We start from the raw sequence: 16,455 nt of genomic DNA, 5'->3' as shown, positions 1-16,455 counted from the left end.
GAACCTAGAGGATGACAGTCCAAAGTAGCAGACCCGTTACATCAGCACAGATCACCCCTAGTGTTGCCAAGCTTGTGAATGTTAGCGTTAGCTTTGGTAATGGCACTGATCGTAACGAAGTTTTACAGGATATTAATCTAGCCTTAGCCACTGGTGATTTTGTCTGTGTTCTGGGTTCCTCCGGTTGTGGCAAAACCACCCTACTGCGGGTACTTGCAGCTTATCAAAAACCAACTCAAGGCTCCATTTGGGTGGCAGGCAAACCCCATACCGCACCGAATGCCGATGTTGGCGTGGTATTTCAGCGACCCAATTTGTTTCCTTGGCTCTCGATCGCCCGCAATGTTGAATTCGGCCTACAGATGAAACGGGTTGCCAAACTAGAGCGCAAACAGCGGGCCTCAGCCGTACTGGACATGGTGGATCTGGCCCATGCAGCCCATTTGTTGCCCTATCAACTGTCTGGCGGTATGCAGCAACGAGCCGCGATCGCTCGCACCTTAGCCGCCGAGCCCCAAATCATCCTCATGGATGAACCCTTTGGGGCATTAGATGCCCTAACCCGCGAGTCAATGCAAACTCACCTGCGGGGGATTTGGCAAAAAACCCAGAAAACTATCTTTTTTATCACCCACGATGTCGAGGAGGCATTGCTCCTATCCACCCGGATTCTCGTGATGCACGCTCGTCCTGGTCGGATTGTCAAGGAAATTGCTAATCCATTTGCCCAGCGATCGCTCGATGAATCCGCCTCGACCCTGCGACTTTCCCAAGACTTTATCGCAATGCGAGAACTGCTGGTTAATAGCATCCGGACTGATCAGATGGAATAGTTAGATACACGAATAGTATGGGATACATAAAATTTGTATTACAGACAACTCCCTCGATCGGATGCCATTTCTATAATATTGAGGGACTGTTAGGCTTTTTATATCTGGTATGTTGCTGCTCTAACACGCATCTAGCTTTGCGAACTTCAATGGAATCGGGTAAATAGTATTACTCTATTTGACTCTGCTGACATGTCCCTTTCCATTGTTTAGCGTTTGTTTGTAATAAGGGAATGATGTCCGTGTCTACTCATGTATCGATTCAGGCTGAAACGGAATTGCAACTCACTGCCGATGTCCTAGTTGTGGGCGGGGGGCCTGCTGCGGCTTGGGCGGCTTGGTCTGCGGCCAGCCAAGGCGCAAGAGTGGTTGTAGTGGATAAGGGATTTTTAGGCACGAGTGGAGCCGCCGCCGCCAGTGGCAATGGCATTATGGCTCCGAGCCCCGAGCATTGGGAACGGATTAGCCAGGAGCGTTATCGCCTGGGAAAAGACCTCGCCAATCGTCGTTGGATTGAGCGTGTCATTGAAAAAACCTGGCTTAGTTTGCCCCTCGTAGAAAGTTGGGGGTATCGCTTTCCTAAGGAAAATGGGAAATCGGTGCGGCAGAGTTACTACGGCCCTGAATATATGCGGATTCTGCGCAAGACCTTGCTGCGCGCTGGGGTGCAAATTCTCGATCAAAGCCCCGCCTTAGAGCTGTTACTCACCCAGGATGGGGCCGTGGCCGGTGCACGGGGTATCCAGCGACAACACGATCGGGCCTATACCGTTCGGGCTGGAGCCGTGGTGTTAGCCAATGGGGGCTGTGCTTTTCTAAGTAAAGCCTTGGGTTGCAATACCAATACGGGGGATGGGCTCCTGATGGCCGCAGAGGTGGGGGGCGAACTGTCCAGTATGGAGGCATCCAATCACTATGCCATTTCGACGGCCTTTAATGCCACGGTGACGCGGGGAGTGCCCTTTGGTTGGGCCACCTTTACCGATGAAGCGGGCAATGATTTGGGCGGTTATATCAATGGTCGTCGTGACCCAAGCTTTTTGCCCAAGGCGCTGCTGCAAGGCCCAGTCTATGCCCAGTTGGATCGAGCCACCCCCGAAGTCAAAGCAGTGATTGAGAAATCGCACTTTATTGCCTTCTTGCCCTACAAAAAAGCAGAGATTGATCCCTACACAGAACGGGTACCTGTGACAATGCTGTTGGAGGGAACTGTGCGGGGGACGGGAGGCATTCGGCTTGTGGCTGATGACTGCGCGACGACGGTTCCCGGTTTGTATGCAGCGGGGGATGCGGCTTCCCGAGAATTTTTAGCAGGACTCAGCTCTGGGGGTGGAGGTCCCAATGCCGCTTGGGCCATCTCCACAGGGCAATGGGCGGGGGCGGGGGCAGCGACCTTTGCCAAGGGTCTGGGGGATCAAATTCATGCCAGGGAGGTTTTTCCCGCAGGACAGGCCGGATTACGATCGACCCATCAGGACTCCTTTGATAGTGCGGCGATCGTTGAAGGGGTACAGGCGGAGGTCTTTCCTTTAGAAAAAAATCACTTCCGATCTGAGGCCGGTTTGGTTCATTCCTTAGCCCAATTGGAAACCCTATGGCGACAGGTTCAGGGAACCCCCAAACAAGATACCGTACGGGATGTGGAATTTTCGCGCCGTGCCGCTGCCCTCACTGCGGTGGCCCGCTGGGGTTACTTTAGTGCGCTCCATCGCACCGAAAGTCGGGGGGAACATCTGCGCGTCGATTATCCCGATACCGATCCCCAGCAGCGTTATTACCAAGCATCGGGCGGCTTAGATCGGCTCTGGGTGCGGCGCGACTGGATTCGCGATCGAGAAGATACGAGAGAAAACGCTATCGCTGCTACCATCACTTCCTCTAATCCAACCCCCATTGCAACGATTAATCCAGCGGGCAATCAGTCTGAACTCACCATCGCTGCCGGAGGATCCCTATGATCGAGCTAGTCAGCCATCATCGTTGCATTAATTGTGATGTTTGCGTTCAGGTCTGTCCAACCAATGTGTTTGATGCAGTGCCTGACCAACCGCCAGTGATTGCTCGCCAAGAAGATTGTCAAACCTGTTTCATGTGTGAAGCCTATTGTCCAGCGGATGCCCTCTATGTAGCACCGCAGTCCCACACCCAGATTCCCGTGGATGAAGCGGCACTCATCGATCGTGGCATCCTAGGGGAGTATCGCCGGATTTTGGGGTGGGGCTATGGCAGAAAAAATAATAGCGACCAAGACACAGCCCATCAACTCCGACAATTGCCCCGTCCCTACCAAAGTCAGGCATAACCCGCGCCTATGCATACAATCTCTGATCATCCTGGGGTCCTTGATTCGGAATTCCCGTCCCAGAAAATCCCCTTCATCCTTCGTCCCTACCAGTCCCAGGATGCCCCAGCCGTTGTCGATCTTTGGCATCGTACTTGGCATCAAACCTTCCCCGATCTACAACATCCCCAATCCTACGCCGGTTGGCAAACCAAATTTCAGCAGGAGCTTCTGGCCCAAGCTGTTATCTGGGTCGCCACGATCGCCGAGCAAGCCAATAATCTAATTAATGATCCAATTAATGACCCAATTAATGATTCGATTGGGAATTTAATGGGTACTCCTGTTAGCAACTCCATTGGCAATCCTACTGGGGATCCTATTGGGGATCAGCTTCATCATCAAACGATCGGGATCCCTCAGCAGGCAGCCAGCGATCGAATTATTGGATTTGTTGCCGTTGTACTAGAAACGCAATTTGTGGATCAGCTATTTGTTGATTCTCGTTACCACAACCAGGGCATTGGCGCTGCTTTGCTCAATCGGGCTAAGCAACTCTGCCCCCAAGGACTAACGCTGGATACCTTGCAGATCAATCTCAAAGCCCGCAAATTTTACGAACACCATGGGTTTAAACCAGGGCAATTGTCCGTGAATGCATTTAATGGTCAACCCAATGTGAAATACCATTGGCAACCTTGAGTTTCCGCCCTCGAATGCGCGCCCTTGAAGGCTCTCTCTTGTATTTCTCCCTTGTATTTCTCCCTTGAATCCCCTGTTTGACCGGGCTCCCATGCAAACCCTGATCATGGCCATCACTTCCCTGAGCAAAACCCAATGGTTCCCTTGTCTACTCACGATCGGGATGCTGTGGGTTGGTTCTCTGTGGCTCAGTCCTAATGCCTGGGCGGATCTCCCCTGTCCAGCGGGAATGCAATGGATTGCAGGGGGAAGCTTTCAAATGGGTTCAGAGGATCCGCGCTTTCCAGAGGAGCGATCGGCGGATCAGGTCACGCTAGATAGCTTTTGTATTGATCAAACCGAAGTCACCAATTCCCAATTTGCGGAATTTGTCCAAGCAACGGGATACCGAACTGTCGCAGAACGGCCACTCTCTCCAGCACAGTTTCCTGACTTGCCCGATGATCAACGATCGCCCGGTTCCTTAGTGTTTCGTCCCCCCGCCGCCGATGCAAAATCCGTGCCCCTTTTGAGTTGGTGGTATTGGACAGTCGGCGCTAACTGGCGACATCCCTCTGGCCCAGACAGCACGATCGTGGGTCAAGAGAACTATCCCGTCGTGCATATCGCCTACGAAGATGCGGTTGCCTATGCCCAATGGGCCGGAAAATCCCTGCCGACGGAAGCCCAATGGGAATTCGCGGCGAGGGGTGGCTTGGACGGTGCCACCTACAGTTGGGGTAACCAGTATGCAGCCGACAAAGCCAATACTTGGCAAGGGTTGTTTCCGATCTTGAATACCCAAGCCGATGGCTACAGCGGCACGGCTCCCGTTGGTTCTTTTCCTGCGAACGGCTATGGACTGTATGACATGACCGGGAATGTGTGGGAATGGACAGCGGATTGGTATCACCCAGGACACGCTAGCCACGCCCACCAACACAATCCCACCGGCCCCCAAGCCTCCCAGAGTTTTGATCCCAATAAACCCAGGGATGGGGCGCTGCACGTCATCAAAGGAGGCTCTTACCTCTGTGCGCTGAATTATTGCAGTCGGTTCCGTCCGGCGGCGCGGGAGTCCGAATCCCCCGACACTGGCACGACCCACATTGGATTTCGCTTAGTCAAGAATCTTCCTTCAAGCCACGCACCCACGATCGGCCAGGCAGGTTGATTTCCAGTTCAAACAACCATTCTACATCCAGTTCGATATCCAGAAAGATAAACCATGAAAATAGTTCGTTTCATTCAAGGGTTCCAGACTCAGCACCGGACTCGCTGGCGGTGGCTAGCCATGCTGCAATTACGATCGCTCCTGGGACGCATGACAAAATTTTTGACGATCGCGGTGCTCAGCCTCACGAGCTTGCTGCCGTTACCCGCCTGGGCCGCAACCTCCAAAGTCCTCCCCATTCCTGAGCCCCCGTTCCAAGGCAAAATTGGCCTCACCTACAAAGACTCCCAGCCGGACTTTCCCAAACCCATCACCGCCCCGGCCAAAGCCCCCAACGTTTTGCTCGTGCTGCTGGATGACGAAGGCTTTGGGCAAACCAGCACCTTTGGGGGCCCGATCGCGACCCCGGAACTGACCGCCCTCGCCGATCGGGGATTGCGCTACAACCAATTCCACGTCACGGCCCTCTGTTCCCCCACCCGAGCGGCCTTACTCACCGGGCGGAACCACCATTCCGTCGGCACAGGGGTCGTCCAGGAAATCGCCTCAGGCTATCCCGGCTATAACAGCATTTTGCCGAGGAGTGCCGCCACCGTGGCAGAGGTGCTCCAACAAAATGGGTACAGTACTGCCGCCTTTGGCAAATGGCATAACACCCCGGATTATGAAACCAGTGCCGCTGGGCCCTTCGATCGTTGGCCAACCCATCTCGGCTTTGATTACTTCTACGGCTTTTTAGGCGGTGATACAAACCAGTGGAGTCCTGCTTTAGTCGAAAATACGAAGCACATTCAAGCACCCCTCAACGACCCCAACTATCACCTTACCCACGACCTCGCCGATCACGCCATTCATTGGATTCAGACCCAGCAATCGATCGCCCCAGATAAGCCCTTCTTCGCCTACTTTGCGACGGGTGCAACCCACGCCCCCCACCATGCCCCCAAGGAGTGGATTGAACGGTACAAAGGGAAATTTGATCAGGGTTGGGATAAATTGCGTGAGGAAACCTTTGCCCGCCAGAAACAGTTAGGGGTGATTCCTGCCAATGCACAGTTAACGCCGCGCCCCGCTGAACTGCCCGCATGGGATTCCCTGTCCAAAGAAGACCAAAAGCTATTTGCCCATCAAGCGGAAGTTTTTGCGGGATTTACCGCCCATACCGATGCCCAAGTGGGACGGGTCATTCACGCGATCGATCAGTTAGGTGAATTAGATAACACCCTCGTGATCTACATTGCTGGGGATAACGGAGCCAGTGCAGAAGGAGGCTTAACAGGTAGCGTTAACGAATTGAAGGTGTTCAACGGGGTGCCCGAAGATCGCCAACAGGTCCTAGCAGCCTTGGATGATTTAGGCAGCCCCAAAACCTTTAATCATTTCCATGCGGCTTGGGCCTGGGCCGTCAACACGCCCTTCCAATGGACGAAACAAATTGCCTCCCACTTTGGCGGTACCCGCGATCCCTTGGTGATTGCCTGGGGCGATCGGATTCAGGAACGGGGGGGACTGCGCACACAATTTCACCATGTGATTGACATTGCACCCACGATTTTGGAAGCCGCTGGAATTACCGCTCCCACGGTGGTCAATGGGGTAGAACAACAACCGATCGAAGGCACCAGCCTAGTTTATACCTTTGACCATCCAGAGGAACCCTCCCACCGCACCACCCAGTACTTTGAAATGTTTGGGAATCGGGCAATCTACGATCGGGGTTGGGTGGCGGCGGCACGCCATGGTCGGTTACCTTGGGAAGCCGTTTCCAAAACCACCTTTGATCAAGATACCTGGGAGCTATACAACATTGCTGAAGACTTCAGTGAAGCGAACAATCTAGCGGCACAAAATCCAACCAAATTGCAGCAATTGCAAAAACTCTTTCTGACGGAGGCGCAGAAGCATAAAGTCTTGCCGTTAGACGATCGTCTTCTCAAGCGGTTTGATGTTAGCACCCGACCAAGCCTAGTTCAGGGACGAACCCATTTTGTTTATTATCCCGGTACGGAGGGAGTCCCCGAAGCCAGCGCACCGGATATTAAAAATAAATCCTTTAGCATTACCGCGGATGTGGAGCTTCAGGATGATGACGCAGAAGGCGTATTAGTCTCCCAGGGGGGACGGTTTGCGGGATGGAGCTTCTTTTTGGACGAGGGCAAACCCACCTTTGCGTACAACTTCCTAGGCAACGATCGCACCGTCATCCAAGCCTCGGAAAAAGTGAGTCAAGGAACAACTCAATTGAAATTTGAGTTCCAGTCCGATGGGGGTAAGCCCGGAGCCGGGGGCATTGGCAAATTATGGATCAACGGCCAGCAGGTTGGAGAAGGCCGCATTCCCCACACCGTTGCCTACCGTTGGGGCTTGGATGAAACCTTTGATATTGGTCGGGATTTGGGAACCCCTGTCCTTGAGAACTACAAGGTACCCTTTGCCTTCACCGGCAACTTACAGAAAGTCACCCTTGATCTCAAACAGGCTTAACATTCCTATCACAATTCCCATCAACATTCCTATCATCGAACCTACCCGTCAGTTTGCCAGACTGATACCAGCGCAATTAGCAAGGCAATCAGTCTGGTTGACAACAGCAAATCACAATAACCACTTCACAACGACTACGCAGGAGCAATCAAGATGCCTAAGGATTGGTTTGAATGGCATAACCTCTATCAGCGCGAGGAACGCCTCCAACAACGCCTTGAAATCGTGCAGGGGTATATTACCCGATCGCTGGATGCCCAGCCCCCTGGCCCGATTCAGATCGTGAGTGCCTGCGCGGGGGACGGGCGCGATTTACGGGGGGCATTGCTCAACCATCCCCGCCGCGCTGAGGTTTCTGCCCGATTAATTGAACTCAATCCGCAATTGGTGGAACAGGGTCAATCCGCGATCGGGCAGACCGGTTTAGCCAACCAAATTGAGTTACTTCAGGGCGATGCCACCCTCTCGGATAACTACGCAGGGGCGGTTCCTGCGGATATCGTGCTCGTGTGCGGAATTTTTGGCAACTTGGCCGATGAAGCGGCCCTACAGCAACTCATTGGCAACCTAAAATTCTTGGCGAAAACGGGTGCCTTGGTCGCTTGGACGCGAGGACATCGGGATGGCATCGCCTATTCCGACCTTGTGCGGCAGACCTTCCAATCCGCTCAGTTTGAAGAAGTGGACTTCCAGTTAACCGCCACGGGCGATATGGGGGTTGGGTTGCATCGCTATGTAGGCACCCCCGCTCCCCTACCGGCCAATCAGCACCTCTTCGTTTTTTCTGGCAGTCCCGATCGAGCGGTTGCTCCTACCTGAAAACCCCATGCATGACACTTTCCACGAACTCTTGAGAACGATCGAAGGCGCTATTGATCTGCGCCTAGTCAATAAGCTCACCTTCCTCGTTCTCATTTTGTCCATGCTCCTGGACACCGGCTTTAGCCTCACGCTCCAGCAAATCTGGGAACCCCTGCGGAATGTGCGACTCATCCTGAAGTCACTGCTCGCTAACTTTATCCTGGTTCCGCTCTTTGTGTATGGGCTCTTGCAGGTTGCCCCCTTAGATCATTCCGTTCAGATTGGTTTAACGATTTTGGCAGTGGCCGCAGGCCCGCCCGTTTTGCCCAAGCTGGCCCAGCTCGTGCAAGGGAATTTAGCCTATGCCGCTGGTGTGATGTTATTGATGATGGGGCTGACGGCAATTTATATGCCCTTTGCCTTTTCCTTTGTCCTCCAGGATGTGCAGGTCAGCCCCTGGGATATTGTCAAACCCCTCTTGACCCTAATGCTAATTCCGCTGGCCTTGGGCTTGGTTATCCGGGCCACCAATGCGTCGATCGCTGCAACCCTACAACCCTGGATGCGGAAAATTTCTAGCATTGGTTTAGTGGTTGGGTTGACGAGTTCGTTTCTGCTCCAAGTGGATAGCTTAATCCTTATGATCAAAACAGGTGCAATTTTAGCGATCGCGGGATTTATTCTGGTATCCTTTTTAATTGGTTATCTGCTGGGTGGCCCAGAAGAAGACACCAAACGCACTCTCGCCGTTGGAACGGCCCAGCGTAACATTGCTGCCGCGTTGCTGGTTGCAGGGACAAATTTTGATGATCCCACCGTCGTCAGTGTAATTGTAGTAACGAGTTTTTCACTGTTTATCATCATCCGTCTGATTGCTAAGCAAGTCTTTAGCAACGCTGAAACGATCAAAGCTGAAACGATCAAAGTTGAGCAAGCGGAGGCTTCTTAATGACAAATGGGTGGATGAATGCATTGATTAGCTCGCTACCGGGGGATGGGGGAATCAACTTAGTTCTCGAATGAATTTCAATCATTTCTGGAGGCTATTGTGGCAAGACTCAGGCTAGAAAATGGTCAAGTGCTCACAGAGTTAGATCGCATTACGGAGGTTCTGCAACCTCTAGATATTCAGTTACACCATTGGCCGATCGAAGATAATCCTGAACTCAAGGCGCTTTTGGCCCAGGATAGCCTCAACGATACAGAAAAAGAAGCGGTATTAGTGACTTTGGATCACTATTTTCAACAACTTCAACAATCTGATGGTTATCAGAATCGGGATTTGGTGGTTTTGCATCCAAAGGTTCCCAATCTCAATGAATTGTTGGCAAAATTTGATAAAATTCATACTCATGCTGATGATGAAATCCGCTACATCATTGATGGAGAAGGCATTTTTGGCTTTGTTTTACCCGATGAGAGTCAAGTTGAGCTGACGGTTTATCCTGAAGAATATATCAACGTTCCAGCGGGTACTGAACATTGGTTTGTTTTGACGGAAACTCTTCAAATTAAGGCTATCCGTTACTTTACTGGGACGGATGGTTGGGTACCAGAATATACAGGCCGGGACGTGAACTTTCAACCCGTTTCTCTTTAGGGTTGCCCATGATGAGTCCTTTGTGAGTCCTTTGTGAGTCCTTTTCCAATGCTGGTGAGTAATTTTCTGATTGATGACTTGATTTGTGTGTGTGAGGTTTAAGTTTATGGCATTACAACCACATGTTTTTTTTACAGCGTTTTGGCAGCGCATTCAGACTCGCTTTACCCGATCGTCGTCGCAAGCCTTTTTATCATTCATGGCGATCGGGTTGAGCCTCAGTTTAGTTGTCTCAGCCTGTTCTTCTGGGAATCAAAGTAATCAGGCTGCTTCCCCCGGCAATTTGCCGAACAACAATGCTACTCCCCCTGCCAGCGGCTTAGTTGTCAAAATTGGCTATCAAAAGGCGGCCACCATTCTGAGTTTGCTAAAGGAAAACAAGGATTTGGAAACAGCCCTTGCAGCTTCTGGAGGAACAGTCCAGTGGGCTGAATTTCCAGCAGGGCCGCCGCTGTTGGAAGCCATGAATTCGGGTTCCGTTGATTTTGGCTATACCGGAGAAGCCCCCCCCATTTTTGCCCAGGCTGCGGGGACGCCTGTGCGCTATGTGGCCTACGATCCCCTATCCACCAAAGCCGAAGCGATCGTAGTTCCCAAGGATTCATCCATTCAAAAATTAGAGGATTTGAAAGGGAAGAAACTGGCCTTTGCGAAAGGATCAAATACCAATTATTTGGTAGTCAAGGCGTTGGAGTCCGTTGGCTTAAGTTTAAGCGATGTGGAAGTGGTGCATTTAACCCCGGCTGATGCCCGTGCTGCCTTTGAAACTGGCAAAGTGGATGCCTGGGCCATCTGGGATCCCTATTTGGCTGTGGCAGAAACCAAGATCGGAGCTAAGCAGATAGCTGATGCAACAGGATTGGCCCCGAACAAGGGCTACTATCTGGCTTCGCAAACTTTTATTGATAAGAATCCTGCGGCCTTGAAAATTGTCTTGGATGAAGTGAGGAAACGCAGCGATTGGGCTAAGAGTAATCCTTCGGAAGTGACAAAGTTTTTGGCACCAAGTTTGGGTATTGATCCGGCTCCCCTAGAACTGGCGGAAAAGCGGCGTGAATATGGCGTATTACCGCTGACTGATGAAGTGATTGCGAAGCAGCAGGAAATTGCTGATACCTTTAGCAAGATTAAGCTGATTCCTAAGGAAATCAAAGTTCAAGAAGCCGTTTGGAAGGGGAATTCGTAATGCAAACTACTGGGGCGGATGTTGCTTTTGATGTCCAAAATATGACGACCGATCGCCTGATTACTGATGTTTTGGTAATTGGTGGGGGAACGGCGGGCACCATGGCTGGGATTAAGGCAAAACAAGCCAATCCCGATGCGGATGTGTTGATTCTGGAAAAGGCTAATATTCGCCGCAGTGGCGCGATCGCGATGGGCATGGATGGGGTCAATACTGCGGTGATTCCCGGCCATGCCACTCCGGAAAAATATGTGCGGGAAGTGACGATCGCCAATGATGGCATCGTTCAACAGAAAGCCGTTTTGCAAACCGCAACCCTGGGCTACGAAACCATTCAAGAACTCGAAGGTTGGGGCGTCCAATTCCAAAAGGATCCCGACGGGAACTACGACGTTAAGCAGGTGCATCGGGTAGGTAAATATGTGCTGCCGATGCCCCAGGGCAAAGACCTCAAACCGATTCTGACGCGCCAGGTTAAACGCCATAAAGTGCGGGTTCTGAATCGGGTGATGGCGACGCGGGTCATCGTGCAGGAGGGGCGGGCGATCGGCGCGATCGGCTTTGATGTGCGCAATGGCAATTTTGTAGTGATTCAGGCGAAGGCAGTCATTCTGTCTACGGGTGCTTGTGGCCGTTTGGGACTGCCCGCTTCGGGTTATCTCTACGGCACCTACGAAAACCCCACCAACGCGGGGGATGGCTATTCCATGGCCTACCATGCCGGAGCTGAGTTATCCAACATCGAATGCTTTCAAATTAACCCGCTGATTAAGGATTACAACGGCCCTGCTTGCGCCTATGTGGCGGGCCCCTTTGGGGCCTATACAACCAATGCTGAGGGCCACCGCTTCATTAATTGTGATTATTGGAGTGGCCAAATGATGCTGGAAATTTGGAAGGAGCTGAACTCCGGCAAAGGCCCGATCCAATTGCAGATGACCCATTTGGATGAAGCTACCATTGCCGAAATTGAGTCGATTCTTTGGAGCAATGAACGGCCTAGCCGCGATCGTTTCCATGCAGGCCGTGGGGAAAATTACCGTACCCATGGCATTGAGATGAATATTTCGGAAATTGGGCTATGCAGTGGCCACAGTGCGTCTGGCGTTTGGGTGAATGAGCGGGCGGAAACGACCATTCCGGGGTTGTATGCGGCGGGGGATATGGCCAGTGTGCCGCATAATTACATGATTGGCGCTTTTGTTTACGGTCGGATTGCGGGAGAACAGGCAGCGCAATATGCCCGATCGGTTCCTCATTTAGAGCCAGATGGGGATGTCTTAGCTACAGAACGCAACCGAGTTTATGCCCCCTTAACCCGTCCCAATGGGATTCCCCATACCCAGGTGGAATACAAACTACGGCGTTTGGTGAATGATTACCTACAGCCGCCCAAGGTCACGAATAAGATGGAAATAGGCTTGCAGCATTTTGTCCGCTACCACGACACCTTAGAGCAAATGGGGGCGCGTGATCCCCATGAACTAATGCGGTGTATGGAGGTACATTTTATTCGGGATTGTGCGGAAATGGCCGCTAGGGCTTCGCTCTATCGTCGTGAAAGCCGTTGGGGATTGTATCATTACCGCGTAGATTATCCCGATCGTAATGACGCAGAATGGTTTTGTCATGTTAATTTGAAACAAGTTGCACCCAACGAAATGCAATTGTTTAAGCGATCGATTGATCCCTACATCATTGATGTGGATGTGCAAACAGAAGTTTACGATGTCGCTATGAGGTAAGGTGTTATGGCATTAACCAATCAACGGGTAGATGTTCCGGTGGTGGTGGATGAATCGAAGTGTTTGGAAAAATGTACCGTGTGCATTGATGTTTGTCCATTGGATGTGTTGGCTAAAAATCCTGAGACAGGTAAGGCTTACATGAAATATGACGAATGTTGGTTCTGTCTTCCCTGCGAAAAGGAATGTCCAACGAAGGCAATTACGGTGCAGATTCCGTTTCTCTTAAGGTAATTGAGTGATGCTAGGTCATGGTGGGCTAGAAAGCGATCCAGACGTTCTAGAAGCGCTGGAACAATTACGATCGCCGGAAGTGAGCGATCGTTTGGTCGCGATTAAAACCCTGCAACATTTGGGCGATGAAGTGGCTGTAGCACCCTTGATTCAGGCTTTGCAGGATGAATACGAGATCGTGCAGCAATTAGCGGTAACAGCGCTTTGGGAATTGGCTAATCCGATCGCGGTTCCAGCCTTACTGGATGTCCTGCAATCGCCCGATGCTGAGGTGCGGCAAGAGGCGCAGTCGGCTTTGGGTGAATTGGTGAGGCCCGATCATTTGTTATTACTATTGGACAGATTGCAACAGAATCAGCCAACTGTGCAATTGAGTGTGTTGTATTTGTTGCGCAAGATCCATGATGTGCAGGCGCTGCCCTACATTTTGCCCTTTTTGTCAGCCCCGAATTGGGAGCTGCGGGAAGCGGCAGTGATTACCCTGCGGTATTTAAATCAACTCGATCGCTGTCCACCCATTTTGCCACTGATCCAGGATCCCGTGGATGCCGTCCGACGGGAAGTCGCATTAACTTTAGGGCATTTAGCCAGTGATGAAGCCGTGCCCTGGTTAATCCAGGCATTGGGCCAGGATCAAGATTGGCAGGTGCGCCGTAATGCGGCGAAGTCGCTGGCCTTGCATCCCGCTCCCGAAGCGATTCCCGGATTGCTCATAGCAATTCAGGATCAAGATTGGCAGGTGCGGAGGTTTGCGATTCAGGCATTGCAAGCCCAAGTCGTTCCCAGCGAGTCGATCGCACAAACCCTCGAAATTCTGATTCATGCACTAACTGATGCAGTGTCCGATGTCCGCAAGGAAGCTGCGATCGGTCTAGGCAAACTGGGCGATCCCCTAGCTCTACAAGCCCTCCAACAGGCTTTAGATGATCCCGATCGGGAAGTCAGTATCCGAGCGGAACGGGCTATCGGTCAGTTGGCAATCGTTACAGTTTAACGAACTGTTGCAAAACCAAAATGATCCGACCGATTTTACCGTTGTACAGGAGTGGGCTACCGTGGCACAATGGCAGACTCCTATGCAAACGGCACGTATTCAGGCAGCGATCGCCCAAGTTGATGCATCAATTGTAATTCCCGGCGATATTCGGAAATACAATCTATTGAATTAACAATCTGAGGATTTTTCATCCAATCACCCCATGCAAATCATTTTTCTGCATTGAAGGCGCAGGGGGGCGCGTTCACTTTGTTGAAATCGCTTGCCCCTGGCAGATTATAGAAGAAAGGATCGGGCAAAAATCTCGAACAGAATTCAATAAACTAACATCATTAGAACTACTGAAGAGTTTGATAGAGGAAAGCGCATTTGACTATCCTGAGATTCCTTCAGAGTTAACGATCGATTCTTCATACTATGAAGCTACTGAAGCAGCATCACTGATCATTCGACACTGCAATTTATTGGAAATCTAACGAGACAATCTCCAGCGACCAAACCAAAAATTGATTGTTAAGTTGCAACTTTTTCTCGCTGTTCAATTACAGCTTCTAGCAACTGCTTTAACTTGGGGTTGGCGTTGAGATCAAAACCTGCTTCTGTGGCTTGGGCGATCGCTTGTTCTGGGGTTAGATCGCCGCGTTGGGCAATACTCAAAAGGGCGATCGCTGTTGCCCGCAATCCTCCTGCACAGTGAATCAACGTTGGTTTGGGCAAGCGATCGAGTTCAGCGACAATTTCTAGTAATCTGGCTTCATCTACACTGGCAGTTACTAAAGGTGCATTTCCATAGCTCAAACCAAAAGTTGCGGCAATATCCGCTTCATCTGCCACAAAGCCCTGTTCATCCGGTGCACGCAGATTAAAAACTGACTTAAACCCATCCTGTGCAGCAGCTTGTAAATCATGGGGGGTGACTTGCCCTGCAACACTAAACTCATGATTAATTCGCTTAACCATCACATATCTGCTCCTAAATCAACTACTCAAGTCGAACCGGTTAAAAAAATAACCCTGCAAAACTATGGTGCGGGATTGGGAATTTTTTCATGGACCGCTTCAATCTCAGCCAGAATAGCGTCATCTAGATGGACATTGATAGCATCAATGTTTTCCTGAAGTTGTGCCAGCGTAGTTGCGCCAATGATCGTACTGGAAACAAACCAACGACTCCGGACAAAGGCGATCGCGAGTTGGGCGGGACTCAGGTTATGACGTTTGGCAATTTCAACGTACTCGGCCACAGCAGCCGTCACTCGAGGTTTGAAATATCGCTGACCGAAATTCTCAAACAGAGAAATGCGGGTTGCACCGGGATCCGTAGCCCCAGGCAAATGCTTCCCCGTTAAAAAGCCAAAGGCTAAGGGACTATAGGCTAACAAGCCAACCTTTTCTCGATAGCTGGCTTCCGCTAAGGCTGAATCAAAGACTCGGTTGAGTAAATTGTAGGCGTTCTGAATCGAGATGATTTTGGGTAGGTTGAGTTGCTGCGCGACTTGGCTAAAGGTTGCAATTCCCCAGGGGGTTTCGTTGCTGACACCAATGTAGCGGACTTTGCCTGCTTTAATAATGTCTGCAAACACTTCAAGCTGTTCGGCAATGGGAACGGTATCCCGATCGTGTTCTGGATGAAAAACCGTTTGCCCAAAGGTCGGAACATAGCGATCGGGCCAGTGAATTTGATAGAGATCGACATAGTCAGTTTGCAGGCGCTTTAAACTGGCATCAATGGCTGCTTCAATGTTGCTACGATTCACCTGATTGGAGCCGCCCCGCACCCAGGTAAATGGTCGGCCTGCACCCACCAGTTTGGTTGCTACGATGACTCGATCGCGCTGCTGATGTTTTAACCACTCGCCTACAAAGGTTTCCGTAATCCCGTAGGTTTTCTCCTGGGGAGGCACGGGATACATTTCAGCGGTATCTAGGAAATTAATACCGCGACCAAAGGCATAATCGAGTTGTTGGCGTGCTTCGTCGATCGTATTTTGATTGCCGAAGGTCATAGTTCCCAGACAAATTTCTGAGACCTTCAAATCACTATTGCCAAGCTGGTTATATTTCATGGATCAATTAAAGGGTGGTGAAGTCAAATAACACAGAGAGAGGTCGCTGGATAGTAGCTGGATCAAAGTCGATCGGACAATGCAAGAATTCCAATACAAGAATTCTAATTTGTAGAATTCTAATTTGTAGGCAGAAATTGCAGGCAGAAATTCTTTAAGGATCAACGATCCTGTCTAAAGGCACCTTATCATATCAGCATCATATCAGCCGAATTATATAACTCAAGCGTGCGGAAAACTACACCTCGTTGATGAGGCTATCATCTATCATACAAAAAATTATACAAAAACTAGAACTCAGGTGCTTCTTCAATTGGACGTTTAGCCTGGTAAACATTCATGCTGTTCCTTCTGCAATTATCTGTCCTCTCTA

The 16,455-nt window shown here is 50.9% G+C and carries 15 protein-coding genes; 13 read left to right on the top strand and 2 right to left on the bottom strand.

The features are described 5' to 3' along the window. Positions 1–11: 11 nt before the first annotated feature. From H6G21_RS20515 to H6G21_RS20455, 13 genes are all read left to right on the top strand, one after another. Positions 12–833, top strand: coding sequence for an ABC transporter ATP-binding protein (locus H6G21_RS20515; RefSeq protein ID WP_190575392.1), 822 nt, complete (start codon positions 12–14; stop codon positions 831–833). A 236-nt stretch (positions 834–1,069) separates the two neighbouring features. Beyond that, positions 1,070–2,791 carry an FAD-binding protein gene (locus H6G21_RS20510; protein ID WP_190575466.1) on the top strand — a complete coding sequence of 574 codons (1,722 nt, stop codon included), beginning with the start codon at positions 1,070–1,072 and terminating at the stop codon, positions 2,789–2,791. After that, the gene (locus tag H6G21_RS20505) at positions 2,788–3,135 is read left to right on the top strand and encodes a ferredoxin family protein (RefSeq protein ID WP_190575390.1); all 348 of its coding nucleotides are present in this window, start codon (positions 2,788–2,790) and stop codon (positions 3,133–3,135) included. The genes H6G21_RS20510 and H6G21_RS20505 overlap by 4 nt, the downstream gene beginning before the upstream one ends. 9 nt (positions 3,136–3,144) lie before the next feature. Next, positions 3,145–3,816, top strand: coding sequence for a GNAT family N-acetyltransferase (locus H6G21_RS20500; protein WP_190575388.1), 672 nt, complete (start codon positions 3,145–3,147; stop codon positions 3,814–3,816). A 163-nt stretch (positions 3,817–3,979) separates the two neighbouring features. Further along, positions 3,980–4,969 carry a formylglycine-generating enzyme family protein gene (locus H6G21_RS20495; RefSeq protein WP_347278051.1) on the top strand — a complete coding sequence of 330 codons (990 nt, stop codon included), beginning with the start codon at positions 3,980–3,982 and terminating at the stop codon, positions 4,967–4,969. A 150-nt stretch (positions 4,970–5,119) separates the two neighbouring features. After that, positions 5,120–7,453 carry an arylsulfatase gene (locus H6G21_RS20490; RefSeq protein ID WP_347278050.1) on the top strand — a complete coding sequence of 778 codons (2,334 nt, stop codon included), beginning with the start codon at positions 5,120–5,122 and terminating at the stop codon, positions 7,451–7,453. A 153-nt stretch (positions 7,454–7,606) separates the two neighbouring features. After that, on the top strand, positions 7,607–8,272 hold the full coding sequence (locus tag H6G21_RS20485; protein WP_190575386.1) for a class I SAM-dependent methyltransferase family protein: 666 nt from the start codon (positions 7,607–7,609) through the stop codon (positions 8,270–8,272). A gap of 7 nt (positions 8,273–8,279) precedes the next feature. Then, positions 8,280–9,203: a bile acid:sodium symporter gene (locus tag H6G21_RS20480; RefSeq protein ID WP_199307349.1), complete on the top strand. Its 924-nt coding sequence runs from the start codon at positions 8,280–8,282 to the stop codon at positions 9,201–9,203. Between the two features lie 99 nt (positions 9,204–9,302). Next, on the top strand, positions 9,303–9,854 hold the full coding sequence (locus H6G21_RS20475) for a cupin domain-containing protein (RefSeq protein ID WP_190575384.1): 552 nt from the start codon (positions 9,303–9,305) through the stop codon (positions 9,852–9,854). Between the two features lie 106 nt (positions 9,855–9,960). Next, positions 9,961–11,040, top strand: coding sequence for a sulfonate ABC transporter substrate-binding protein (locus H6G21_RS20470; protein WP_190575382.1), 1,080 nt, complete (start codon positions 9,961–9,963; stop codon positions 11,038–11,040). A gap of 41 nt (positions 11,041–11,081) precedes the next feature. Then, entirely contained in the window at positions 11,082–12,785 is a 1,704-nt protein-coding gene (locus tag H6G21_RS20465) for a fumarate reductase/succinate dehydrogenase flavoprotein subunit (protein ID WP_190575459.1), read from the top strand. A 6-nt stretch (positions 12,786–12,791) separates the two neighbouring features. Beyond that, complete coding sequence (locus H6G21_RS20460; protein ID WP_190575380.1) at positions 12,792–13,019, top strand: ferredoxin family protein; 228 nt, start codon at positions 12,792–12,794, stop codon at positions 13,017–13,019. Positions 13,020–13,026: 7 nt separating this feature from the next. After that, the gene (locus tag H6G21_RS20455; RefSeq protein WP_190575378.1) at positions 13,027–14,013 is read left to right on the top strand and encodes a HEAT repeat domain-containing protein; all 987 of its coding nucleotides are present in this window, start codon (positions 13,027–13,029) and stop codon (positions 14,011–14,013) included. Between the two features lie 516 nt (positions 14,014–14,529). On the opposite strand, the gene H6G21_RS20450 is transcribed toward H6G21_RS20455, so the two are convergent. Then, positions 14,530–14,976, bottom strand: coding sequence for a sulfur transferase domain-containing protein (locus H6G21_RS20450; protein WP_190575376.1), 447 nt, complete (start codon positions 14,974–14,976; stop codon positions 14,530–14,532). A 62-nt stretch (positions 14,977–15,038) separates the two neighbouring features. After that, positions 15,039–16,082, bottom strand: a complete 1,044-nt coding sequence (locus H6G21_RS20445; RefSeq protein ID WP_190575374.1) for an aldo/keto reductase — start codon at positions 16,080–16,082, stop codon at positions 15,039–15,041. Positions 16,083–16,455 lie beyond the last annotated feature (373 nt).

It is taken from the genome of Alkalinema sp. FACHB-956 (genome assembly GCF_014697025.1).
GTDB lineage: Bacteria > Cyanobacteriota > Cyanobacteriia > Leptolyngbyales > Leptolyngbyaceae > Alkalinema.
The sequence above is the reverse complement of the archived record's forward strand: the minus strand, read 5'-3'. Positions and strand labels throughout refer to the sequence as shown.

What these genes read in the sequence shown, in the direction of transcription:
- H6G21_RS20515 (WP_190575392.1), top strand. Translation starts at nt 12, where the DNA reads ATGACAGTCCAAAGTAGCAGACCCGTTACATCAGCACAGATCACCCCT.
- H6G21_RS20510 (WP_190575466.1), top strand. Translation starts at nt 1,070, where the DNA reads ATGTCCGTGTCTACTCATGTATCGATTCAGGCTGAAACGGAATTGCAA.
- H6G21_RS20505 (WP_190575390.1), top strand. Translation starts at nt 2,788, where the DNA reads ATGATCGAGCTAGTCAGCCATCATCGTTGCATTAATTGTGATGTTTGC.
- H6G21_RS20500 (WP_190575388.1), top strand. Translation starts at nt 3,145, where the DNA reads ATGCATACAATCTCTGATCATCCTGGGGTCCTTGATTCGGAATTCCCG.
- H6G21_RS20495 (WP_347278051.1), top strand. Translation starts at nt 3,980, where the DNA reads ATGCTGTGGGTTGGTTCTCTGTGGCTCAGTCCTAATGCCTGGGCGGAT.
- H6G21_RS20490 (WP_347278050.1), top strand. Translation starts at nt 5,120, where the DNA reads ATGACAAAATTTTTGACGATCGCGGTGCTCAGCCTCACGAGCTTGCTG.
- H6G21_RS20485 (WP_190575386.1), top strand. Translation starts at nt 7,607, where the DNA reads ATGCCTAAGGATTGGTTTGAATGGCATAACCTCTATCAGCGCGAGGAA.
- H6G21_RS20480 (WP_199307349.1), top strand. Translation starts at nt 8,280, where the DNA reads ATGCATGACACTTTCCACGAACTCTTGAGAACGATCGAAGGCGCTATT.
- H6G21_RS20470 (WP_190575382.1), top strand. Translation starts at nt 9,961, where the DNA reads ATGGCATTACAACCACATGTTTTTTTTACAGCGTTTTGGCAGCGCATT.
- H6G21_RS20465 (WP_190575459.1), top strand. Translation starts at nt 11,082, where the DNA reads ATGACGACCGATCGCCTGATTACTGATGTTTTGGTAATTGGTGGGGGA.
- H6G21_RS20460 (WP_190575380.1), top strand. Translation starts at nt 12,792, where the DNA reads ATGGCATTAACCAATCAACGGGTAGATGTTCCGGTGGTGGTGGATGAA.
- H6G21_RS20455 (WP_190575378.1), top strand. Translation starts at nt 13,027, where the DNA reads ATGCTAGGTCATGGTGGGCTAGAAAGCGATCCAGACGTTCTAGAAGCG.
- H6G21_RS20450 (WP_190575376.1), bottom strand. Translation starts at nt 14,976, where the DNA reads ATGGTTAAGCGAATTAATCATGAGTTTAGTGTTGCAGGGCAAGTCACC.
- H6G21_RS20445 (WP_190575374.1), bottom strand. Translation starts at nt 16,082, where the DNA reads ATGAAATATAACCAGCTTGGCAATAGTGATTTGAAGGTCTCAGAAATT.